At 53.5% G+C, this 24,560-nt stretch carries 16 protein-coding genes and 1 pseudogene; 10 read left to right on the top strand and 7 right to left on the bottom strand.

Annotation, left to right across the window (positions count from 1 at the left end; translation table 11 throughout):
- Positions 1 to 201: 201 nt before the first annotated feature.
- From ptsP to N7E69_RS09620, 4 genes are all read left to right on the top strand, one after another.
- On the top strand, positions 202 to 2,703 hold the full coding sequence (gene ptsP / locus N7E69_RS09635) for a phosphoenolpyruvate--protein phosphotransferase (RefSeq protein ID WP_001128491.1): 2,502 nt from the start codon (positions 202 to 204) through the stop codon (positions 2,701 to 2,703).
- A 10-nt stretch (positions 2,704 to 2,713) separates the two neighbouring features.
- Positions 2,714 to 3,376 (top strand): fructose-6-phosphate aldolase, encoded by a 663-nt coding sequence (fsa, locus tag N7E69_RS09630; RefSeq protein ID WP_000424866.1) that lies wholly within the window; start codon positions 2,714 to 2,716, stop codon positions 3,374 to 3,376.
- Positions 3,377 to 3,387: 11 nt separating this feature from the next.
- Positions 3,388 to 4,491, top strand: a complete 1,104-nt coding sequence (locus tag N7E69_RS09625) for a glycerol dehydrogenase (RefSeq protein ID WP_000374023.1) — start codon at positions 3,388 to 3,390, stop codon at positions 4,489 to 4,491.
- Between the two features lie 258 nt (positions 4,492 to 4,749).
- A complete protein-coding gene (locus tag N7E69_RS09620; RefSeq protein WP_000666689.1) occupies positions 4,750 to 5,373 on the top strand; it encodes a DUF1287 domain-containing protein in 624 nt (207 codons plus the stop codon).
- A gap of 57 nt (positions 5,374 to 5,430) precedes the next feature.
- On the opposite strand, the gene katG is transcribed toward N7E69_RS09620, so the two are convergent.
- Complete coding sequence (gene katG, locus N7E69_RS09615) at positions 5,431 to 7,611, bottom strand: catalase/peroxidase HPI (RefSeq protein WP_000108105.1); 2,181 nt, start codon at positions 7,609 to 7,611, stop codon at positions 5,431 to 5,433.
- A gap of 164 nt (positions 7,612 to 7,775) precedes the next feature.
- Positions 7,776 to 8,666 carry a methylenetetrahydrofolate reductase gene (metF, locus tag N7E69_RS09610; RefSeq protein ID WP_000007505.1) on the bottom strand — a complete coding sequence of 297 codons (891 nt, stop codon included), beginning with the start codon at positions 8,664 to 8,666 and terminating at the stop codon, positions 7,776 to 7,778.
- A gap of 278 nt (positions 8,667 to 8,944) precedes the next feature.
- Here metF and N7E69_RS09605 point away from each other — a divergent pair, with 278 nt between their 5' ends.
- Complete coding sequence (locus N7E69_RS09605; protein ID WP_001090460.1) at positions 8,945 to 10,426, top strand: PLP-dependent aminotransferase family protein; 1,482 nt, start codon at positions 8,945 to 8,947, stop codon at positions 10,424 to 10,426.
- Here the strand turns inward: N7E69_RS09605 and N7E69_RS09600 are convergent.
- From N7E69_RS09600 to N7E69_RS09590, 3 genes are all read right to left on the bottom strand, one after another.
- Positions 10,371 to 11,477 carry an alanine racemase gene (locus N7E69_RS09600; protein ID WP_000976814.1) on the bottom strand — a complete coding sequence of 369 codons (1,107 nt, stop codon included), beginning with the start codon at positions 11,475 to 11,477 and terminating at the stop codon, positions 10,371 to 10,373. The two genes, N7E69_RS09605 and N7E69_RS09600, sit on opposite strands and share 56 nt — an antisense overlap.
- Positions 11,474 to 12,712 carry a serine hydroxymethyltransferase gene (locus tag N7E69_RS09595; protein WP_000609326.1) on the bottom strand — a complete coding sequence of 413 codons (1,239 nt, stop codon included), beginning with the start codon at positions 12,710 to 12,712 and terminating at the stop codon, positions 11,474 to 11,476. The genes N7E69_RS09600 and N7E69_RS09595 overlap by 4 nt, the downstream gene beginning before the upstream one ends.
- Before the next feature lie 264 nt (positions 12,713 to 12,976).
- Positions 12,977 to 14,533, bottom strand: a complete 1,557-nt coding sequence (locus tag N7E69_RS09590) for a bifunctional metallophosphatase/5'-nucleotidase (RefSeq protein ID WP_000865248.1) — start codon at positions 14,531 to 14,533, stop codon at positions 12,977 to 12,979.
- Between the two features lie 135 nt (positions 14,534 to 14,668).
- Between N7E69_RS09590 and N7E69_RS09585 the strand changes: the two are divergent.
- The 3 genes and pseudogenes from N7E69_RS09585 (at position 14,669) to mscS (ending at position 17,886) form a co-directional block, all read left to right on the top strand.
- Positions 14,669 to 15,793 (top strand): annotated as a pseudogene (locus N7E69_RS09585) (cytoplasmic protein).
- A gap of 234 nt (positions 15,794 to 16,027) precedes the next feature.
- Entirely contained in the window at positions 16,028 to 17,026 is a 999-nt protein-coding gene (locus N7E69_RS09580) for a hypothetical protein (RefSeq protein ID WP_000406824.1), read from the top strand.
- Positions 17,027 to 17,028: 2 nt separating this feature from the next.
- Complete coding sequence (gene mscS / locus N7E69_RS09575; protein ID WP_000398246.1) at positions 17,029 to 17,886, top strand: small-conductance mechanosensitive channel MscS; 858 nt, start codon at positions 17,029 to 17,031, stop codon at positions 17,884 to 17,886.
- Between the two features lie 115 nt (positions 17,887 to 18,001).
- On the opposite strand, the gene metL is transcribed toward mscS, so the two are convergent.
- Both metL and metB read right to left on the bottom strand, forming a co-directional pair.
- A complete protein-coding gene (metL, locus tag N7E69_RS09570; protein ID WP_000110811.1) occupies positions 18,002 to 20,434 on the bottom strand; it encodes a bifunctional aspartate kinase/homoserine dehydrogenase II in 2,433 nt (810 codons plus the stop codon).
- Positions 20,435 to 20,436: 2 nt separating this feature from the next.
- Positions 20,437 to 21,597 (bottom strand): cystathionine gamma-synthase, encoded by a 1,161-nt coding sequence (gene metB / locus N7E69_RS09565; protein WP_000197216.1) that lies wholly within the window; start codon positions 21,595 to 21,597, stop codon positions 20,437 to 20,439.
- 264 nt (positions 21,598 to 21,861) lie between these two features.
- Here metB and metJ point away from each other — a divergent pair, with 264 nt between their 5' ends.
- Positions 21,862 to 22,179, top strand: coding sequence for a met regulon transcriptional regulator MetJ (metJ, locus tag N7E69_RS09560; RefSeq protein WP_000852811.1), 318 nt, complete (start codon positions 21,862 to 21,864; stop codon positions 22,177 to 22,179).
- A gap of 456 nt (positions 22,180 to 22,635) precedes the next feature.
- Complete coding sequence (locus N7E69_RS09555; RefSeq protein WP_000899639.1) at positions 22,636 to 24,426, top strand: aryl-sulfate sulfotransferase; 1,791 nt, start codon at positions 22,636 to 22,638, stop codon at positions 24,424 to 24,426.
- Positions 24,427 to 24,560: the final 134 nt, after the last annotated feature.

Raw genomic sequence — 24,560 nt, 5'->3', positions numbered from 1 at the left:
TTTGTAATATCAGTATAAAAATGCGATCCGCTTCATAACTTCTGAAAAAGGTAAAACCTGCGCTACCACGCTAAGTTGTGAGACAACTCGCACTTTTTGCGCTACATTACATTTATCCAGCTTTTGACAGATTTGTCACATGGCGTATTCCGGCTACCTCCTTTTATGCTGTAGCGAGAGAATCGTTATGGGAGAGAGGCAATGCCCCTGATTGTGGAATTTACCTGTGAACTGCCGAATGGCGTACATGCGCGCCCGGCAAGCCACGTAGAAACGCTGTGTAATACCTTCACGTCGCAAATTGAGTGGCACAACCTGCGCACCGATCGCAAAGGCAGCGCCAAAAGCGCGCTGGCGCTGATTGGCACCGACACGCTGGCTGGCGACCACTGTCAGCTGGTGATTTCCGGTGCCGATGAACAGGTTGCCTGTCAGCGTCTGAGTCAATGGCTGCGCGATGAATTCCCACTCTGCGACGCGCCGCTGGCGGAGATTAAAAACAGCGAACTGGAGCCGCTTCCGGCGTCGTTGACCCAGCTGAATCCGCAGATTTACCGCGCCCGTAGCGTGTGTAGCGGCAGCGCGGGCGGCGTACTGACGCCACTCTCTTCCCTGGATCTCAATGCGCTCGGCGAACTCCCGACCGCCAACGACACAGAGACGGAACAAGCCGCGCTGGACAATGGCTTAGCGATGTTGATAAAGCATATTGAGTTTCGTCAGCTCGACAGTGACGGTGCCGCCAGCGCGATTCTGGAAGCCCATCGTTCGCTGGCAGGCGACGCTTCACTGCGTCAGCATTTACTGGACGGCGTTCTGCGCGGTTTAAGCTGCGCGCAGGCAATCGTGGAAAGCGCGAACCATTTCTGCAATGAGTTCGCTCGCGCCAGCAGCAGCTATTTACAGGAACGCGCGCTGGATGTTCGTGACGTTTGCTTCCAGTTACTGCAACACATTTACGGTGAGCAGCGCTTTCCGGCGCCGGGCCAGTTGACCCGGCCATCTATCTGTATGGCGGAAGAGTTGACGCCAAGCCAGTTCCTCGAACTGGATAAAACCTTTCTCAAAGGTCTGCTGTTAAAAAGCGGCGGCACCACTTCGCACACGGTGATTCTCGCCCGCTCATTCAACATTCCCACCCTGGTTGGCGTGGAGATTGAGGCCTTAACACCGTGGCGTCAGCAGACGGTTTATATTGACGGCAACGCAGGCGCGATTGTCGTTGCGCCTGACGAGCCTGTCACTCGTTACTATCAGCAGGAAGCCCGCGTGCAAGACGCCCTGCGCGAACAGCAGCGCATCTGGCTGACCCAGGAAGCGCGCACCGCTGACGGCATCCGCATGGAGGTCGCCGCCAACATCGCGCACTCCGTCGAGGCGCAAGCGGCCTTTAGTAACGGCGCGGAAGCGGTTGGCCTGTTCCGCACAGAAATGCTGTATATGGACCGCGCCTGCGCGCCGGACGAAAACGAGCTGTACAATATTTTTTGCCAGGCGCTGGAGTCCGCAAAGGGACGCAGCATTATTGTGCGCACAATGGATATAGGCGGCGATAAGCCCGTTGATTATCTGAATATTCCTGCCGAAGCCAACCCATTCCTCGGCTATCGCGCCGTCCGTATTTATGAAGAGTACGCTTCTCTGTTTACCACCCAGCTACGCTCGATCCTCCGCGCGTCCGCCCACGGCAACCTGAAAATCATGATCCCGATGATCTCCTCTATGGAAGAGATTCTGTGGGTCAAAGAGAAGCTGGCGGAAGCCAAACAGCAGCTGCGTAATGAACATATCCCGTTCGATGAGAAGATCCCACTCGGCATTATGCTGGAAGTGCCGTCGGTGATGTTCATCATCGATCAATGCTGTGAAGAGATTGATTTCTTTAGTATTGGTAGTAACGATCTAACACAATACCTGCTGGCGGTAGACCGTGATAACGCCAAAGTCACTCGTCACTACAACAGCCTGAATCCCGCCTTCCTGCGCGCGTTGGATTTCGCGGTGCAGGCGGTACATCGTCAGGGCAAATGGATTGGTCTGTGCGGCGAACTGGGGGCCAAAGGTTCGGTTCTGCCATTGCTGGTAGGTCTGGGGCTGGACGAGATCAGCATGGGCGCGCCGTCGATTCCCGCCGCCAAAGCGCGGATGGCACAACTCGACAGCCGAGCCTGCCGCCAGTTGTTGAATCAGGCGATGGCCTGCCGCACCTCGCTGGAGGTGGAGCATCTGCTGGCGCAGTTCCGCATGTCGCAGCAGGATGCCCCGCTGGTTACCGCCCAATGCATAACGCTTGATAGCGACTGGCGCAGCAAAGAGGAGGTGATTAAAGGCATGACCGACAATCTGCTGCTGGCGGGCCGCTGCCGCTACCCGCGCAAACTGGAAGCCGATCTATGGGCGCGCGAGGCGGTATTCTCCACCGGACTGGGCTTTAGCTTTGCCATTCCGCACAGCAAATCGGAACATATCGAACAGTCCACCATCAGCGTGGCGCGCCTGAACGCGCCGGTACGCTGGGGAGATGACGAGGCGCAGTTCATCATTATGCTGACGCTTAACAAACACGCCGCGGGCGACCAGCATATGCGTATTTTCTCGCGCCTGGCCCGCCGCATCATGCACGAAGAATTCCGCAACACGCTGGTTAACGCCGCTTCCGCCGACGCTATCGCCAGCCTGCTGCAACATGAACTTGAACTGTAAAGGAAAGACTATGGAACTCTATCTGGATACCGCTAACGTGGCGGAAGTTGAACGTCTGGCGCGCATTTTCCCGATTGCCGGCGTCACCACCAATCCAAGCATTGTGGCAGCCAGCAAAGAATCTATCTGGGATGTGCTGCCCAGGCTGCAAAACGCCATCGGCGAAGAAGGCACTTTATTTGCGCAGACCATGAGCCGCGACGCGAAAGGGATGGTGGAAGAAGCCAAACGACTGAATAACGCCATCCCCGGCATTGTGGTTAAAATTCCGGTGACCGCCGAAGGTCTTGCAGCGATTAAATTGCTGAAAAAAGAAGGCATCGTGACGCTGGGCACCGCCGTCTACAGCGCGTCGCAGGGCCTGCTGGCGGCGCTGGCGGGCGCAAAATATGTCGCTCCCTACGTCAACCGCGTTGATGCGCAGGGCGGCGATGGCATTCGTATGGTTCAGGAGCTGCAAACGCTACTGGAACATCACGCTCCCGACAGCATGGTACTGGCGGCCAGCTTTAAAACACCGCGGCAGGCGCTGGATTGCTTACTGGCAGGTTGCCAGGCGATTACCCTTCCTTTAGATGTAGCGCAACAAATGCTCAATACGCCTGCGGTAGAGTCAGCAATAGAGAAGTTTGAGCAAGACTGGAAAAACGCTTTTGGTAATCTGAACCTGTAGGAGAGAAATGTATGGATCGCATTATTCAGTCACCAGGTAAGTATATTCAGGGTGCAAACGTCATCGCGCGTCTTGGCGATTATTTAAAACCAATGGCGAACAACTGGCTGGTTGTGGGCGATAAATTCGTGCTGGGATTTGCCGAAGAGACGCTGCGCAAAAGCCTGACGGATGCCGGTTTGTCAGTAGAAATCGCCCCGTTTGGCGGCGAATGTTCGCAAAATGAGATCGACAGGCTGCGCGCCGTCGCCGAAAAAAGTCAGTGTGGCGCCGTACTGGGTATCGGCGGCGGTAAAACGCTGGATACCGCCAAAGCGCTGGCGCACTTTATGAATGTCCCGGTCGCTATCGCGCCGACCATCGCCTCTACCGACGCACCGTGCAGCGCACTCTTGGTTATTTATACCGATGCCGGTGAGTTTGACCGTTATCTGCTGCTGCCGCATAACCCGAATATGGTCATTGTCGATACGCAGATAGTGGCGGGCGCGCCGGCGCGTCTGCTGGCAGCCGGTATCGGCGATGCGCTGGCGACCTGGTTTGAAGCGCGCGCCTGCTCACGCAGCGGCGCCACCACAATGGCGGGCGGCAAGTGTACACAGGCCGCGCTGGCGCTGGCGGAGCTATGCTATAACACGCTGATCGAAGAAGGCGAAAAAGCCATGTTGGCCGCCGAACAGCACGTCGTCACGCCAGCGCTGGAACGCGTCATCGAAGCCAACACCTACCTGAGCGGGGTCGGTTTTGAAAGCGGCGGTCTGGCCGCAGCGCACGCGATTCATAACGGTTTAACGGCGATTCCGGATGCGCACCACTATTATCACGGTGAGAAGGTCGCTTTCGGTACGCTGACGCAACTGGTGCTGGAAAACGCGCCGGTCGAAGAAATCGAAACCGTTGCGGCGCTGTGCCATTCCGTTGGCCTGCCGATTACGCTGGCGCAACTGGATATTAAACAGGATATTCCGGCAAAAATGCGCACCGTCGCGGAAGCCTCCTGCGCAGAAGGTGAAACTATTCATAACATGCCTGGCGGCGCAACGCCGGATGAAGTGTACGCCGCGCTGCTGGTCGCCGACCAGTACGGTCAACGCTTTTTGCAGGAATGGGAATAAGGTCTGAGCAATACTCCTGACGATAGTCAGGAGTATTTCAGCTTGCTGACCCAACAGAATTCAGTTGCCGAATATCGACACAGGCACCTTATCTGGCCTTGTTATCCAATCATCCAGGCCGGGTAAGCGAAGCGCTATCATCAGGTATTCCATAGCCTGGAATCAGTCCATTTTGTCCTGAAATAGACTTTTTTATCACGCACCATTCTCTCCGCGGAAAGTCAAATGACGTACTGACACACTTCACGGACGAAGAAGATGAAATTCGCACAGGCGCTTATCGGTATTCTTGCTGCTTTTTTTATTAGCCATATCTCTCATCATTCGCCACGCTCTGATACCAGACCAATAACCGTTCAGGCGCAAACTAATGCTGCAATCGCCCAAAGTGCCGGGACACAAATAGGTAAGACGCTATTTTATGATGCTGCCTATGTTCGTCTGGATTATCCGAATGGCGATCTTCCGCTGGAGCGTGGAGTATGTGCAGATGTCGTCATCCGCGCGCTACGCAGTCAGCAGGTTGATTTACAGAAACGGGTACATGAAGACATGCAGGCGCATTTCTCTGCCTACCCGAATAACTGGAAGCTGAAACGCCCGGACAGCAATATCGACCATCGCCGCGTTCCGAATCTGGAAACCTGGTTCCAGCGTCAAAACAAAGCGTTGCCGGTGACAGATAAATATAGCGATTATCAACCGGGAGATATTGTCTCCTGGCGGCTGGATAACGGCCTTGCGCATATTGGCGTGGTGTCCCTGAACGTCACGCCTGAAGGGGTGCCGCTGGTTGTGCATAACATAGGCGCGGGAGCACAGGAGGAAGATGTATTATTTAACTGGAAAGTAACGGGGCATTTTCGTTATTTTTCGCATTAAACGCGGAAAACGTCAGCGACTACCGAATAGCAGCCGCTGACGAATTAACCTATCAGATTATTGCAGATCGAAACGGTCCAGGTTCATCACTTTCACCCATGCCGCGACGAAGTCCTTCACAAACTTCTCGTGCGCATCGCTACACGCGTAAACTTCCGCCAGCGCGCGCAGTACGGAGTTGGAACCAAACACCAGATCGGCGCGGGTCGCCGTGTATTTCACCTCGCCAGTCAGACGATCCCGGCCTTCGAACAGCTCATTAGATTCGTCGGTCGGTTTCCACTCGTAACGCATATCCAGCAGATTAGCGAAGAAGTCTGTGCTGAGCACGCCCGGTCTGTCGGTAAAGACACCGTTCTGGCTGCCGTCAAAGTTGGTTCCCAGCACACGCATCCCGCCAACCAGTACCGTCATTTCCGGCGCGGTCAACGTTAACTGCTGCGCTTTATCAATCAACAGCGATTCGGTCGTCGACACATCCAGACGCGCACGATAGTTACGGAATCCATCGGCAATCGGTTCAAGCAGCGAGAACATCTCGATGTCGGTCTGATCCTGACGCGCATCCACCCGGCCCGGCGCAAAAGGTACGCTGATGCTGACACCCGCAGCAGCGGCCGCCTGCTCGATACCGACCACGCCCGCCAGCACAATAATATCGGCCAGCGAGGCTTTATTCGTCGTTTTCTGGATCTCTTCTAATACCGGCAGAACGCGAGCCGCAACGGCGTTGACATCCCAGTCGCGCTGAGGCGCCAATGCCAGACGCGCGCCGTTAGCGCCGCCACGCTTATCGCCGCCGCGGAAAGTAGACGCGGATGCCCAGGCAACCGAAACCATCTCGCTAATAGAAAGCCCGGATGCAGCGATCGCCGCTTTCAGGTTGATAATGTCTTCCTGCGTTGGCTGATAGAGCGGTTGCGGCAACGGGTCCTGCCAGATCAGATCTTCTTTCGGCACTTCCGGTCCGATGTAACGCGCTTTTGGTCCCATATCTCTGTGCGTCAGTTTGAACCAGGCACGAGCAAAGGCTTCATTAAAGGCCTGCGGATCGTTAAGGAAACGGCGGGAAATCTTCTCGAACTCCGGATCAAAACGCAGCGTCAGGTCGGTGACCAGCATGGTTGGCTTACGTTTTTTCGACGGATCGAACGGGTCCGGGATGATATCCGGCGCGTCTACCGCTTCAAACTGGATAGCGCCAGCCGGACTACGGGTTTGTACCCACTCATATTTGAACAGGTTCTCGAAGAAATAGTTGCTCCACTGGGTCGGCGTCTGCGTCCAGACCACTTCCAGCCCGGAGGTGATAGCATCCGCGCCAACGCCGCTACCATAGCTGCTGGCCCAACCTAAGCCCTGCGCTTCAATCGGCGCGGCTTCCGGATCGGCCCCTACATGGGATGCCGCTGCCGCGCCGTGGGTTTTACCGAGGGTATGCCCGCCAGCGATCAACGCCACGGTTTCTTCGTCGTTCATCCCCATATTGCCAAAGGTAGCGCGAATGGCGGCGGCGGCAGAAAGTGGTTCGCCGCTGTGATCCGGCCCTTCCGGGTTAACGTAGATAAGGCCCATCTCGGTCGCGCCCAGCGGCGCTTTTGCCAGCGCTTCAGGGTGTCGGTGAGTCAACCAGGCTTTTTCATCGCCCCAGTTCACATCCAGATCCGGTTCCCAGACATCTTCACGCCCGGCGCCAAAACCGAAGGTACGGAAGCCGGAGTTTTCCAGCGCCACGTTACCCGCCAGAATAAACAGGTCGGCCCAGGAAATTTTCTGGCCATATTTCTGCTTAATCGGCCACAACAAACGACGCGCCTTATCCAGGCTGACGTTATCCGGCCAGGAGTTAAGCGGCGCAAAACGCTGTTGACCACGACCCGCGCCGCCACGACCATCAATAGAACGGTAGGTGCCAGCGCCATGCCAGGCCATACGAATAAACAAACCGACATAGCTGCCCCAGTCGGCGGGCCACCACGGTTGTGAATCGGTCAGCAGCGCCTTGAGATCCCCTTTCAGGGCGGAGTAGTCTAACTTGCTAAACTCTTTGCGGTAGTCAAAGTCTTCACCCAGCGGGTTAGAACGGTTGGAATGTTGATTCAAAAGATCCACGCGAAGCTGGTTCGGCCACCAGTCGCGGCTGGCAGTCCCTGCGCCTGCGCTTCGGTCATGCCCCCCCTGATGGAAAGGACATTTTCCAGTGGATAACGTGTTATGGGTATCGTCGGTCGTGCTCATATCTCAGCTCCCTTTTAAAGTGTTACCGTTACAATATACACCAGGAGCAAATAGATATAGTTGAATTAATCCACAGATTCGATAGCTAATACCTTTTATATTTTTAGTTACAGAGATGTAGATCAATATGAGGTGTAATAAAGCTCCCGGCAGGGAGCTGGAGGTTATAAACCCGGTCTTACGCCCAGTGTGTGGCAAATGGCATAACTCATTTCCGCACGATTCAACGTGTAGAAGTGGAAATCCTTCACTCCTTCACGGCTTAAAATTTTCACCATGTCCATCGCAATGTTAGCGCCCACCAGCTTGCGGGTTTCTGCGTCATTATCCAGCCCCTCAAACATCAGTGACATCCAGGACGGAATGCGGACATTGGTCATATCGGCAAATTTTTTCGCCTGTTTAAAGTTAGACACCGGTAAAATGCCGGGAATAATCTCTACGTCGATACCGGCAGAAACACAGCGGTCGCGAAAACGCAGGTAGCTTTCCACATCGAAGAAAAATTGGGTTATCGCGCGGTTAGCGCCAGCATCCACTTTACGCTTCAGATTAAGCAGATCGGCCTGCGCGCTTTTCGCTTCCGGATGTACCTCCGGATAGGCTGCTACTGAAATATCGAAATCGGCCACCTCTTTGAGCAAACCAACCAGATCGGCGGCGTACATCTCCGGCTTACCGCTGTCCGGCGGCAAATCGCCGCGCAAAGCGACAATGTGGCGGATACCGTTATTCCAGTAGTCGCGGGCGATGGTGCGCAGTTCATCGCGGGTGGCGTCAATACAGGTAAGGTGCGGCGCGGCCTCAAGCCCAGTACGCTCTTTAATGCCTTTAATAACGCTATGAGTGCGGTCGCGCTCCCCGGAGTTGGCGCCATACGTTACCGAAACAAACTTCGGTTTCAGACTGCTCAGGCGATCGATGGAGTTCCACAGGGTTTGCTCCATTTCACTGGTGCGCGGCGGGAAAAATTCAAACGAAACGTTAATCTGACCCTGTACTTCCGCCAGGCTCTGATTCAGGGCTTCCCGCTGGTTGGCGTGAAAAAAGCTCATACCTTACCTCATCAATCGCATGTTATTATTTGTTGTGTTGTAAACATCTATCCGTTTAGACGTCCGGATGTAAAAATGACGGAAAAGCAGAAGGACGTCAACTGAAAAATCACGCTAAAGAATGAGGAATATTCAGCAAAGTTGAAAAAACTTCATTCTCCATCATCTTGAGCAATACCTTCTTCATACGGTTCCGGGTGTTCTTCAACACATAAAAAATAAGGCGTAAATGATATGATTCAACGGCTTTGGCGACGCAGGGACGGGGGAACCAGAAGATGAACACAGCGAATTTCGAGTCGATACATATCATGATCGACGCGCAAGTGTGGCGTAACCTGCCGCTGCATCTGCGCCTGTACCACGCTTTTCGTCAGTTGGTCATTTCCGGCGCGCTGGTCGATGGCGCAAAACTGCCGTCCGCTCGCGCGCTGGCGCAGCAGCTTCGCCTGTCCAGAGATACGGTTGAAAATGCCTATTCCCAGCTTCAGCGCGACGGCTTTATGACCCGCAGGCAAGGGGCCGGGAGTTTCGCCAGCCGCCAGGGGATTCCGCATATTCAGGGGCAGCACAGCCTGCCGCCATCGCCTCGCCAGACGCCCACACTTAGCGCCCGCTGGCAGACGATTGCCGATCGCGCCGTATCTTTCGATGCCCGCCGAGTGCAGACGTTTACGCTCGGCCTTGCGGAAACGCGAAACTTCCCGCAAATCATTTGGCAGAATTTTGCCCGCCAGATCCAGCGCGAGCGGGCGCATACGCTAATGCTGCATGGCGATCCGCAGGGAGAGCCGGAACTGCGCCAGCAAATTGCTCATTATCTCAATTTTGAACGCGGCGCGAAGGTCGACGCGCAGCAGATTGTGATTGTCAGTGGCGCGCGTCAGGCATTCTGGCTATGCGGGCAACTGCTGGCAGAGGCCGGACAGTCGGTGGTGATGGAAAATCCAGGCTATCCCGGCGCACGTCAGGCATTCTCTGCCGCACAGCTCAACCTTCTTCCCATTGAAGTCGATAGAGACGGTATTCGGGTGGATAAACTGCCGCCTGCGCCGCTGGTTTACGTTACGCCGTCGCACCAGTTTCCCTCCGGTCATTTGCTCTCTCTGGCGCGGCGTCATGCCCTGATTGACTGGGCGCGGACGCATAATACCTGGATTATCGAAGATGACTACGACAGTGAATTTCACTACAACGGCGCGCCCGTCGCCTGTATGCAGGGGTTAGATCGCGAGCAGCGCACCCTGTATGTCGGCACCTTCAGCAAAACGCTCTACCCCGGTCTGCGCATTGGTTATCTGGTGGTGCCTGCGTCGCTGGCCGCGCATTTTGCCGCTGCGCGCAATTTGCTTGATGGCGCAACGCCCGCGTTGACCCAATTGACGCTGGCGCGATTTATCGCATCCGGCCATTTTGCCGCCCATATCCGCACCATGCGCAGTATGTACGCGGTGCGGCAGGCGTGCCTGGCGCAGGCCATCAATCAGCATCTTAGTGACTGGGTGACGCCGGTCGTGACGCCCGGAGGATTACAAATGCCCTGCTGGCTGCATGAAGGTATTGACGAACAACAGACCCTTAACGCCGCGCGGCGGGCCGGGTTAAACATCGCCGGGATGCGCCAGTTCTGGCTGACGCACCCCGCGCCCACGGGCTGGCTGCTGGGATTCGCCGCGTTTACCCCCTACGAGATTGAAAATGGAGTCAAGCTTCTGCGGGCTGCATTATGCGCCGAAAACGCCCGCCAAGCCGGGTCATAATCTCATAAGGGATGGTATCGCAGGCGGCGGCAACCTCTTCCAGCGTCTGGCTCACGCCAATAAACTCCACAACATCGCCAGGCGTTGGCATGATGGCGCTGGCGTCCACCATAAAGCTGTCCATGCAAACCCGCCCCAATACCGGTAACCGAACCCCGCGCCAGCACACGCCCGCCGGAGGACGCAAATTACGTGGAATCCCATCAGCGTATCCGGCGGATACCGTGGCGATACGCAGCGGGCGAGTAGTAGTAACCGTACTGCCGTAGCCAATCGGCGTCCCAACTGGCACGTCTTGCACACGCAGAATGCTCAGCGTCAGCGTAAATGCCGGTTTTAACGGCGTTGAAAACCACGGCTGGGCGACGCCGAACAGCGCAACGCCCGGACGGCAGAGATCTTCCCGCCAGGCCGGATGCAGAAACATACCGCAGGAATTTGCCAGCGAATAACGGCTGGTTGGGAATGCCTCTTTTGCCTGCTGGAGTAGCGTATGCTGATAGACATTTAACGCATGATCCGGCCTGTCGGCGTTCGCCAGATGGCTGATGATATAGTCTGGCGCAGCCCAGCCACGCTGGCGAAAAATCGCGGCCAGCCGCGCCAGTTGCTCCGGCGTCACCCCCAGCCGCGACATGCCGGAATCAAGCTGGATCAAAACCGGACGCCGCTGCGACCGCGCCTCCTGTAGTGCCAGCCACGCCATCACCTGGTCAACAGAATTCAGCAACGGCGTGATCTGTTGCGCGCAACAAAGCGGCATCGCCTGCGGCATGACGCCATTAAGCAACACCACCATCGCGTCAGCCGACAGGATTTTACGTAGCGCCACCCCTTCAGAAAGTTGCGCGACAAAAAAGATCCGGCAATTGGCCGCATACAGGGCTGGCGCAATCGCCTCCGCCCCCAGACCATAGCCATTGGCTTTCAGTACTGCGCCGCATTGCGCGGGGGCGACATGGCGCGCCAGCGTTTGATAATTGTCAACGACAGCGGCGAGATCTACACAAAGAACGCCGCACGCCGCCTGAATTTCAGCAAGTTTCATCATTGGTAAGGCAACGGATAGTTGGTGGTTAATTTAGTCACTTTTTGCCGAATATCGGCGCAAATATCTGTAATATTCGGCGTCTTGATGGCAAAAATAATTTCACTGATCCAGTCCGCGATCAGCGTAAAATCATCGGCATTCATTCCGCGGGTGGCGCAGGCTGCGCTGCCAATGCGAATCCCGGAGGTAATCGACGGCGGCTGCGGATCGCCTGGCAGCGTGTTTTTATTGACCGTGATCCCCGCCAGTTCGAGAAAGTATTCCACCTGGGCGCCGGTTAACCCCTGCGGGCGCAGGTCGATAATGCCCAGATGGCAGTCGGTACCGCCCGTTAACAGCGTCAGGCCGCGCTGCGCCAGTTGCTGACACATCGCTTGCGCATTTTCGATTACCTGCCCGGCGTAACGTTTAAATTCAGGCTGTAGCGCTTCGCCAAGCGCCACCGCTTTAGCCGCGATAACGTGCATCAACGGCCCGCCCTGCAAGCCGGGAAAGATGGCGCTGTCGATTTTTTTCGCCAGCCGGGCGTCGTTGGCCAGAATCATGCCGCCACGCGGCCCGCGCAACGTTTTATGCGTGGTGGTGGTAATCACATCGGCATACGCCAGCGGCGAGGGGAAACAGCCGCCCGCCACCAGCCCGGCAAAATGCGCCATATCCACCAGCAGTATCGCGCCGACGGCATCGGCAATGCGGCGAAAGCGGGCAAAATCATAGTGTCGTGGGTAGGCCGATCCCCCGGCGATAATCAGCCGCGGGCGCTCACGCTTCGCGATCGTCTCAACCTCATCCATATCAATAAGACCGCTATGCGCATCGACGCCATAATGAAAGGCGTTAAACCATTTACCGGATTGATTGACCGGCGAACCGTGAGTGAGATGGCCGCCGCATTGCAGGCTCATGCCCAGAATTTTGTCGCCGGGTTTCAGCAGCGCCAGATATACCGCCTGATTCGCCTGGCTGCCGGAGTGAGGCTGCACGTTAACGTAACGCGCGCCGAAAAGTTGCTGCGCGCGGGTTATCGCCAGCATCTCAACCTCATCAATGAACTTACAGCCGCCGTAGTAGCGGTGCTGGTAATAGCCTTCGGCGTATTTATTGGTTAACACCGACTCTTGTGCCGCAAGAACGGCAGGGCTGGCGAAATTCTCCGAGGCAATCAGTTCCAGCGAGTGCTGCTGGCGCTGTTGCTCTTTGTTAAGCAGATCAAAAAGCGGATCGTTGTTTATCATGCAGTTCCCCCGAAAATTCATCATGCGATGATTTTCGCAGGGAAAGTTTCCCCCGCACCCCGCCACTTTTTACGCAGGACGCAGACCACCGGATAGAGGGGTAAATTTCAGCAGGAACATGCCGGGAACACAGCGCGTAACCCGGCAAAATTGCAGGCGCTACGCCAGACGGTTGATATCCGCGGTCCACGAATGATCCAGGCCAGACATACCGCCGTCCGGCCTGAATGCGCTAAAGGCCATTGCGCACAGGCAAGTAACCCCTTACTTCTTCACATCCGCAACGCGCATTCCTTTGAGCTGCTCATCCGTGATGGTGTTGCCCGCCTTAAAGTAATCGACTATCGCATTCGACACATAGTAGCCGCCGGAGGTATTCCGCGCCTGGCCTTCCGTGAATGCCGCAAAACCGTCGCCGCCGTCGGCAAGGAAGCTGTTGGTAGCGATGTGATAAACCGCCGCATCATCAATCGGCTTGCCATTGAGCGTCAGCACGGTAACCCGCTGGCCGACAGGTTTGCTGCTGTCATACTTCATCTCCAGCCCTTTAGACACCTGCAATACGCCGTTGCTTAAGCCAGCGCCATGCTCCATCAGGCTGCGCAATTGTTTACCGGTTAAATCCATCGTGACCAGTTCATTAGGGAACGGGAAGGTACTGATTACCGCCCCCATCGTCACCGCGCCAGCCGGGATTTCGTTGCGGATACCGCCAGAGTTAGTAAGCGCTAACTGGGTGTCTTTCCCCGCCGTAAAAAGCAGCGCATCCGCCGCCAGATTCCCCAGCGACGACGATTCGCCATACGCGCGGGTCAGCTCAACCGGCGACTGCGCCACCGTTTGCTGCACGACTTTATCGAGCTTTTTGTTCCAGCCGTCGATCACCTGTTTCGTTTGCGGATCTGGCTTCCACTCATCAGCAAAAATGGTCTTCAGCTCGAAGTTCTTCACGGTAAACTGATGCGGCTTTTCCTGGTAGTCCAGCACCAATTTGCCGACATCAATGCCGCCGCTGTCCGTTGAAAGAATCAGCGTATTACCGACTTTAATCGGTTCCGGCGTACCGACATGCGCGTGGCCGGTAATCAAAATATCCAGCCCTTTTACCTGACTTGCGGTCTGAATATCTTTATCCAGCGCGCGTCGCACATCGGTATCCCCCATGCTGGACTGGCGGGCCGGGGTGCCTTCGTGGATCAGCGCGACGGTCAGATCGACTTTACCTTTAAGTTCATCAATGTAACGTTGCAGCCACTTAATCTCATCGCGTGCCTCAATGCCCACGCGCGTCGCGGCGGATACCGTATCATTAAAAGCAAAGACACCGTGTAAGCCGATTACGCCAATCTTGACGCCATCTTTTTCAACAATGGTGTACGGCTTATCCCAGAAGGATTTACTGCTGTCCTCATAAAAAATATTGCCCTGCACGATAGGGAATTTTGCTCGGCTCAGTTGCAACAATGTATTGTCCCAGCCATGATCGAACTCATGATTACCGATAGTGGCAGCGTCATACTGCATGGTATTCAAAATATCGATAATCGCTTTACCCTTCGTCAGGCTGCTGATATACGGTCCGGTAAAGTAATCTCCGGCATCAAAAAACCACGTCGCCTTATTTTTGGCTTTTTCCTGCTTCACCAGCGTAGTGATATTGGCCCAACCGCCAATATCGCGTTTACCGTCAGCAATCCACGGTACTTTATAAGGCTCCACATGGGCGTGTAGATCGTTGGTGTAAATAATGGTGACATCTTTGGCGCAGGCCCAGAACGGCAGCGTGAACAAAATACCGGCAGCAAGCAGTTTTACTTTCATAAATAAGTCCCTTTCAGTCATATAAAGATTCGCTACGTTACGTTCTGAAAGGTTTTTTTATGTGAGAGTCCTCACACCCGCGTACCGCTTTATGAAGGCAGAATCAACGACCTGCCAAAATCGTTGGTAAAATGAATGCCGCCTCTGTTCACCATTAATGCCTGCAAAAGCGCTGGTTGTCGCAATCTTGGGCTGCCTGACTCGCCGGATTATGTGTGGCCGGACTATCGCCTGGGTTATCCGGCATTGCATTGTCGAGCCTGCGGCAGTTATCCGCCGCTCTTCAACGAGGGGGAATTTCGCCGCTGGGCGTCTGCTTATATCGCGCAATATGCCAAAGAGCATGGTCACTTTTGCCCCGATTGCTATCAAAAAACATGGATTCGTTATGGACGTAATCCCGGCGGAACGCAGCGACTTCAGTGCCAGTACTGTAAGAAAGTCTGGACGCCAAAACAGCACGCGCTGAATGTCGCCGAAACGCCGGAACAGATTTGCAGTATTCCGCTGCTCGTACCGTTTCAGGGAGCGAATGCCTTCCAGCAATTGTACTTTTTATTCAGTTTTGACGCTGTTCGCGGCAATATTCTTCACCTTTCCAGCAATTTCACGTTACTGTCTGCCGGAAAAAGTTTGCATTACCACTGGAAAGGAATTGCGCCGCCCGAGGGCTAGAAGGGCGATATTATTCACCGTATCGCCATTAAAGAACGGCAATTTTTACAGCGCAGCCAGTTCGATGAGATTCAGTATGGCCCGGCGGCGCTTAAACGGAACGCGCAAGGAACAATACTTCGCCCGGTCATTACGGCGCATGGTCATTTTCGGGTGCTGAAAAACCGTTTTCCTGATGTCACGACACACATCATTGCCCATGAGTGTTTTTTGCGCGGCGCGGTCATTACGGCATGGGCGGAGCGGTTTCGCCAGCGTCTCTCCTCGCTGTGGTTCGTTGAGGAAGAGATAAACGATGACGATTGCCGCGCAGAGTGGCAACTGTTAGGCAAAACATGGCAGGGATGGTGGCAAAATCAGTGGCAGCTCTGGGGGCAAGGTCACAACCGCAAAATGGTCTGTTCGTTAACCGGTTCCCACTTAGAACAAGGTGTCGCCGTTAATCTGGCGGCTAGTCGCCGCTTTGTTACCTGGCTATGGCAACAGCCTGAATTCCAGCAAAGCGCCCACTATTCCGCCAAACGCGTCACGCAAATTCTGTATTTGCTGACGGAAAAATATAACTCACAATGGAATCACATTTAACCCAATGATGTAATGCCACGCATAAAAAATCACAGATTATCATTCAGAAGGCGCTATAGATTTAATCACCTCACATCCTACTTTTATACGCTGAAAAAGAATAGAACTATTTGATAAAATGGCCCTTCGTTTTAAGTTAAAATTGGCTATAAACGTTATTCACATAATCAATATTTATTATCAATTTAAATAGTTCTATACATTCTTATTTTCTATGGAAAACAAGGGATAAATATGGAAATTACTTTACCGTCAATGTCAGATAAAAAATGGACCTGCGCCGATCTCCTGAGTAGCTATCGATTCTGGGGGATCACTTTTTTCTTTTTGGTGCTCTCTTTTATCAGTTCGCTGGGATCGTCGTATGGTGTTTATTTTTGGAGTAAATCACTGTCTATTCCAGCCGATCGTATTGGTGTTATTCTCGTTTGCGGCCAACTGGGATACCTCCTGGGTATGGTTGCCAGCTGGTTTGTCTGCCGTATAAAAAATTGTTACCCCTTCTACTTTGTTGCGCTCCTGTTAATCATTGGCGTGGTCTGTTCCTTCTGCATAAATGGCCCGTCTGACGTAGTCAGGCTTATCATAGCGCAGTTTTTAATTAATCTGGGTATGGGGATCGTAACGCTGTTAGTCCCCATGCTGCTTTTCAGCGCTATCGGCAGTGCTCAGACATTTGTTATTTTATTTAGCCTCTGCTTACTGTTCAAATTTATCATCGCTGGCTATCTGTCTATATTTATATACTCAATTCCTTATATAGGAATAACCGTAATTACTTTAGCGGTTATCGCGCTTTTGCTACTATTACCGCTCAAAAAAGAACTTTTCTATATTGCACCGCCCAAAAGGTTCTCATCAACCCAGCGACCTGAGTGCGCAGAACCCGTTGTCGTCGCATTATTGGCCTTTTTCATTCCATTTTATATTATTTATTGGTTCTTCAGAATTCACCGGGAAATACAATTTGTGGCGCCTTCGCCCCGACTCATGACCGCATGTGGCGCGGGATGGCTGTCAGCCATTATGCCGTTTGGCACAGCCATATTGTGTCTGACGCTTAGCGACGAAATCCGCGCTCTGCTGGCGAATAAAAACGAAGATGGCGGAATACGAACCGGCTGGACACTATTCTGGGCGTTACTGCTGCCACCCGTCGGCGCGGCGATTATCCAGGCAAAAATGAACCGTTTTATTACCGCTAATACCGCGGATACTGCTGACAGAGGATAAACATGGAAGGTTTTGAGTTATTTCCAAAAATTAAAGGCGCGATCAAATGGATGGCCGAGCACAGTGACTCGGTAATTCATTTTGGCTGGAATGTTGTTGCCGCCATCATTCTACTTTTCATCGGTAAGTTAATAGCTCGCTTACTATCGAGGGGGCTGGAAAAATTACTTCTCAGGCGGCAAGTGGATGCCACTATTGTCCACTTTTTCTCCGCGCTGGTTCGCTACATCACGATAGCTTTCACGGCAGTAGCCGCTCTTGGCCGTGTCGGTATAGAAACCTCCTCAATTATTGCCGTTATCGGCGCGGCGGGTTTAGCCATTGGTCTGGCGCTGCAAGGGGCACTTTCCAACTTTGCCGCAGGCGTACTGCTTGTCTCCCTGCGTCCTTTCCGCGCCGGGGAAATTGTACAAATTGGCCTGGTTATCGGCACAGTAGAAAAGGTCCATATTTTCTCCACCACTCTGCTCACTGCGGATAGCAAAGAAGTTGTCATCCCGAATGGTAAAATTATTGCTGATAATATTATCAACTATTCACGACACCCCTATCGACGTATTGATCTGATTATTGGCGTGGATTACCAAAGCCGTATTGCTGACGTAAAAAGCGTGATACATCGTATTATTGAACAAGATCATCGCATTGATAAAACCCGCGATATTGCGGTCCGCCTGGGCGAACTTGCGCCCTCTAGCCTGAATTTCTATGTTCGCGTATGGGTGCCCAACGCTCAGTACTGGAGTACTTACTACGATCTTCTGGAAAATATCAAGGAAGCGATGGATGAAAACGGCATCAATATTCCTTACCCCCGGATGGATGTCCGGGTTGAGAATGTAAAAAGCATCACGCCATAATGTTTCGTCAGCAATCGGATGGCGCTTCGTATATCAGTATCTACAGAATGACTGCATAACGTATTGATGAGGGAGCGAAGCGCAACCCGGCGCTTCGCTCACGAACTTGCCTTTATTACAGCAACTGCGCCAGGCGGTTGATATCCGACTGAATCGCCCCGGCGGTCACATCGCGGCCCGCGCCCGGCCCACGGATCACCAGCGGGTTATCGCGATACCAGCGGCTTTCAATAGCAAAGACATTATCGCACGGCAGCAGCGCCGCCAGCGGATGTTCCGGACGCACCGCTTCAACGCCGACGCGCGCTTTGCCATTGGCGTCGAAACGCGCCACGTAACGCAACACCAGCCCCAGTTCGCGGGCTGCCTCCAGACGCTGCACCATCTGTTCATTCAGCGCGTCGCCGTTTTCGAAAAAGTGATCGATAGACCCTTCTTCACAGTGCGCCGGCACCAACGATTCTACACGCACCTGATCCGGCTCGATGTCGTATCCCGCCTCGCGCGCCAGAATCACCAGCTTACGCATGACATCTTTTCCGGAAAGATCGACGCGCGGATCGGGTTCGGTCAGCCCCTGCTGCCAGGCCTGATCCACCAGATCGGTAAACGGCACCGTGCCGTCAAATTGCAGGAACAGCCAGGATAGCGTCCCGGAGAAGATCCCGCTGATCGAGAGAATCGTATCGCCGCTGTCAATCAGATCCCGCACCGTGTGGTTGATCGGCAATCCCGCGCCCACGGTGGCGTTATACAGCCAGTAACGCCCGGTTTTTTCAAACGCGTCATGAATCTGGCGATACTTATCGCTGGCGCTTGCGCCCGCCAGTTTATTGGCGCTAATCACATGAAAACCGTGGCTGGCGAAATCAAGATACTGATCGGCCAGTTGCTCGCTTGCTGTCACATCCAGCACCACTAAATCATCATACGGATGCGCACGCATCCACAGGAATAGCGACTCTTCGTCCTGCTCAACGGCTTCATCATCAAAGAATGCCAGCGCGCGGCTGGCATCCAGCCCTTCATAATTCAGCAGGCTACGGCGGCTATCCACCACGCCCGCCAGCACAAATTCAAAGCCAGTACGCGCGGAAAGCGTGCTTTGTTCACGGGCAAACAGTTCCAGCCAACGGGAGCCGATGTTCCCCTTACCGAACAGCATCAGGCCAATGCGTTTTTCGGCGCGGAAAACCGACTGATGCAGCCCCTGAATCAGGCTCTCAGTTGGGCCGGTACGCAGCACCGCCACCAGACTGATGCCCTCCTCCGACTGCCAGGTAAATTCCACTGGCTGACCTTTAAGCTGCTGCCAGAAGCGATGGCAGTGTAGCGGATTGCGAGTAACGCCCGCACCGACCATCGCCACCAGCGCCAGCCCCTGCCGCAGGCGCAATTCGCCCGGCAGCCCGACATCGTCGAGGAGTTTCAGTACGCTATCCGCTACCTCGGCGGTATAGCAGAACTGCAATAGCTGGCGATCGCGATGCACGCCCACTGCCAGCGGACGCGCCTGCGCCCGTTTTAAAATTTGGTCGAGCTCTTTATGCGCCAGCCTGAAATCCTGGCTGGCGGGCACCTGAAACTCAATCAGACAGATATCATCGTGACTGGTCACGATACGCGCGCCCGTCCCGGAAGCCAGCACTCGTTCAATTCGGGTTGACCCTTGATCCGGCGTGTAGCTACAGCGCAACTGCAAATCGATATCGCTGCCGGACACTGGCTGTAGCGTACGGGCGTGCAGAACAGGCGCCGCCAGACGCGCCAGCTCGCTGGCTTCGTCCAGACGCAGCAACGGCAGCAGGCAGGCATCTTTCACTTTGCGCGGGTCGGCACTATAAACGCCCGCGACATCGCTCCAGATGGTCACGCGGGAAACGCCCGCCAGCGCGCCGATTTGCGTGGCGGAATAGTCGGAACCGTTCCGGCCTAACAGGACCGTTTCGCCGTCATGATTGCGGCTGATAAAGCCGGTCACGACCAGACGTTTGCCCGGATGCTGCGCCAGTAGCTGTTGCAATAAAGGATAAGATAGCCCTTCATCAACCTGCGGCTGTGCGGCGCGTTCGGCGCGTAAAAATGCGCGCGCGTCCAGCCAGGCGGCATCCAGCCCCTGCTGATTCAGGACGGCGGACATCAATCTCGCCGACCAAATTTCGCCGTGTCCGACAATCTCAGCATAGACGGCATCCGTTACGCCGCCGTCGAGCAAGGCGGCAAGACGTTCCAGATCGCTGATAAAAGCGCTGGTTAAGTCATCTGCCGCGTCGGCGGGAAGCAGCCCGCTAATCAGATCGCACTGGTAGCGGCGTAACGTCTGTAATACCTGATGCGCAGAAAGGCGATCGGTCTGGCTTAACTTGAGCCAGCTAATCAACTGGTTGGTGGTACTGCCTGCGGCGGACACTACCATCATATCGTCAGGCTGCGAATACTCCGCCATAATGCCTGCGACACGCAGGTAACACTTCACATCCGCCAGACTACTGCCGCCAAATTTATGCAGTTGACGACCTTTCGCCCCTGCCTGCGCAATCACACTCATGTTTACCCCTTGTTTGCAGCCCGGAAGCCATTTTCCAGGTCGGCAATTAAATCTTCGCCATCTTCAATACCGGTGGAGATACGCAGTAGCGTTTCGGAGATCCCGGCGGCGGCACGCGCCTGCGGCGACATACCGGCATGCGTCATGGTGGCGGCGTGAGAGATCAAACTTTCCACTCCCCCTAAAGATTCCGCCAGCGTAAACAGCGACAGCCCGCCCAGAAAACGACGCAGCGTCTCCTCATCCCCATCCAGTTCAAAACTCAACATTGCGCCAAAGCCTTTTTGCTGGCGCGCGGCAATTTCATGCCCCTGATTTTCCGGCAGCGACGGGTGATACAGCTTTTTCACCAACGGCTGGGTTTGCAGATATTTCACAATCGCCTGCGCGTTGCGCTGCGCCAGCTCCATACGCGGCACCAGAGTTCGCAAACCGCGCAGCAGCAGATAGCTATCAAACGCCCCGCCGGTCACGCCAATATTATTCGCCCACCACGCCAGTTCAGTGACCACTTCCGGATCTTTCGCAATCACCACGCCGGCCACGACATCCGAATGACCGTTGAGATATTTCGTGCATGAATGCAACACCAGATCGGCACCCAACGCCAGCGGATTTTGCAGCGCCGGGCTTAAAAACGTGTTATCAACGACGCTCACTGCGCCCGCCTCGCGCGCCAGCCGACAGATTTTCGCAATATCCACCACGCGTAACAATGGATTACTTGGACTTTCTACCAGTACCAGCTTCGGTTTTTCTTCCAGCGCCGCCTGTAAGGCGCGTTCATCGCCCTGATCGACAAACCGCACACGATAACAGCCGCGTGTCGCCAGACTGTCAAACAGACGATAACTGCCGCCATAGCAATCATGCGGCGCGACCAGCAGATCGCCCGGCTTGAGGAAAACGGTGGTGACCAGATGAATCGCCGACATGCCGGTATTCGTCAATACCGCGCCCGCGCCGCCTTCCAGTTCCGCTAATGCGCGCTGAACAACATCACGCGTGGGATTACCGCGGCGGGAATAATCATGCGCGCGCGGCTCATTGAAACCGGTAAAGTTATAGGTACTGGAGAGATGGATTGGCGGCACAACGCAGCCGTATTGTTCGTCATCGTTTAATCCGCTACGCACTGCGATAGTGGCCTGTTTACGCGTCATATGAAGATATTCCTGGCTGAGTCGGTGAAAGTCAGGCCACAGATTAACCACTACCACAATAGACGTCAATACATCTGGACATCTAAACTTCTTTGCGTATAGATTGAGCAAACCGCAAATAGCCGTTAAAATTATATGCATTAGCGCACATCTGCGACCGCTAACTTCGTGTCAGGGCCGCGCCACTACGGTAAACTACGCGCGATTATGGTCCGGGCTCAGGTTCAGACCTCAATATTAATGACGAAGAGGATTAAGTATCTCATGGCTGAATGGAGCGGCGAATATATCAGCCCATACGCTGAGCACGGTAAGAAGAGTGAGCAAGTCAAAAAAATTACGGTTTCCATTCCTCTGAAGGTGTTAAAAATCCTCACCGATGAACGTACGCGTCGTCAGGTGAACAACCTGCGCCACGCCACCAACAGCGAGCTGTTGTGTGAAGCATTTCTGCACGCCTTTACCGGGCAACCCTTGCCGGATGATGCCGATCTGCGAAAAGAGCGCAGCGATGAAATCCCGGAAGCGGCAAAAGAGATCATGCGTGAGATGGGGATTGATCCGGAAACGTGGGAATACTGATAGCAAAGCATGCGGTCAGAACGCCTCTGGCCGCGCTTTTTTAACGATTCCCCTTGTACACGGCTATCTCCGACATTGTTCTAAATGTTCATCTTCCCGAATAGCCCTCGGTGGATAAATTTGTCAGACATGATAAGTTTCTCTTCGTTATTTTCCTGGAAAAAATTCCCGGCATGTTATAACCGATATAATTTTATTATATTTAAACTTCTAATATTTATTTAATGTTTCACGTAGCAAAGCGCATATGAATAATAATACAGCGCCATATATTTACTGAACAAATAGTATAACGATGAGTATTGTTAAAAAGACCATGGACACCTCATATTTGTGACCAACATCATTATTCCCCTCCGCGGATTGTTTTACTTTTTTAAATGTTTTTTCATCTCCGATAAATAAGAAGGTTAATATATATTCATTTTATCGATAATATCGAATGGGGAAATAAATATGTTATTTACAAGGAAAGTCTTACCTGTATTATGCTGCCTGTGTTTGAGCGGCAGCGTTTTGGCCTCAGGCGTTTTAGACCCAAACAGGCCAATGGTCGCATCAGCAGATGTCATTCCAGTCCATGAGGGGCCATTAGGTATGGTCGATGTCGCTCCCTACGGCGGCGTTTTCCCATTAACAGCAATCATTAATAAAGCCAATCATAATGTACAGGACGTGAAGGTTACCGTTTTAGGGAAAGGGGAAAAAGGTATCCCGATCAGTTATGATGTCGGCCCGCAGGCTATAAATACCCATGACGGCATACCTGTATTTGGCTTGTATCCAGATTATGTCAATAAGGTTAAAGTTGACTGGACTGAAGAAGGTAAAAAACAAACTTATACGTGGTCCATTTACGCCGCACCGGTATCATTACCCTCTACTACCGGGCAAACTGCCGTTCTTCCTACGGTAGAACCGGTTAAAGTCGATAGCTCGCTTAAAAATCGCTTATATCTTTTTAACCATATAACGGGGATGCCAAGAGCCGGCCACATTATGCATGTCGCAGGCGGCGCGGCGAACTGGGATTATACCGGTATCAACTGGATTAGCGATACGAATGGCGATGTTCGTGGCTATATGAATATTGATAAATTCCGTAACCAGGATGATATAACGCGTTTTGGTTCCATGATGAGCTTCCATCAGGTTAACGATGGCAATCTTATTTTTGGCCAGGGTCAACGTTACTTTAAATATGATTTCTTAGGCCGCGTTATTTCTGATAAACGACTGCCAAAAGGATTTATTGATTTTTCGCACGCCATTACCGAAACGCCGAAAGGCACCTACCTGCTGCGTGTCGCAAAAGAAAATTATCCATTAAATGGTAAATACACCATCAATACTGTGCGTGATCATATTCTTGAAGTTGACCAGAACGGCGATACCGTCGATTACTGGGATCTGCCAAAAATCCTCGACCCCTATCGTGACGACGTTATTCTGGCGATGGATCAGGGAGCGGTATGTTTGAGCGTCGATGCCGAACATTCCGGTCAGGTCATGACCAAAGAGCAGCTTGCAAAACAACCCTTCGGCGATATCGCGGGCTCCGGCCCGGGCCGCAACTGGGCGCATGTTAACTCCGTCAGCTACGATCCTCGCGACGACAGCATTATCATTAGCTCGCGCCACCAGTCTGCCATCATCAAAATTGGCCGCGATAAAAAAGTGAAATGGATACTTTCCGATCCATCCGGCTGGAAAGGCGAACTGGCGAAAAAAGTGCTGAAACCCGTAGACAGCAACGGTAAACCGCTAACCTGCGAAGCTCACCACTGCGACGGTGGATTTGACTGGACATGGACACAACATACCGGTTGGTTAGTGCCATCCAAAAGCACCGGAGGTAAAACCGTCGTGACCGCCTTTGATAACGGCGATGCGCGCGGCATGGAACAACCGGCCATGCCGTCAATGAAATATTCCCGCGGCGTGGAATATCAGATTGACGAAAAAAATATGACGGTTTCCCAAATGTGGGAATATGGTAAAGAGCGCGGTTTTGACTGGTACAGCGCCATTACTTCCGTCACGGAATATCGCCCGGAAACCAAAACGATGTTCATGTACTCGGCCACAGCGGGAATGAGCGGTACAAAACCGATCGTTTCCGTTCTGGATGAAGTCAAAGACGGTACTCAGGATGTGATGCTGGAGCTAAAAGTACACAGTAACCGTGCCGGTATGCTGGGTTATCGGGCGCTGATTATCGATCCAGAGCAGATGTTTAAAAAATAAAGCGAGATAGTAAAAGTAAAACAGGCGGAAGCTAACTTCCGCCTGAATGGTTAAAACGTATTGTAGTTATGACATTCGCCTTATTGCCCTCGAAGAGGAATGCAAAAATATCAATGAATTACCAATCCGGCACC

Origin of the sequence: Salmonella sp. 3C, assembly GCF_025426275.1 — a bacterium.
Lineage (GTDB): Bacteria > Pseudomonadota > Gammaproteobacteria > Enterobacterales > Enterobacteriaceae > Salmonella > Salmonella enterica.
The sequence above is the reverse complement of the archived record's forward strand: the minus strand, read 5'-3'. Positions and strand labels throughout refer to the sequence as shown.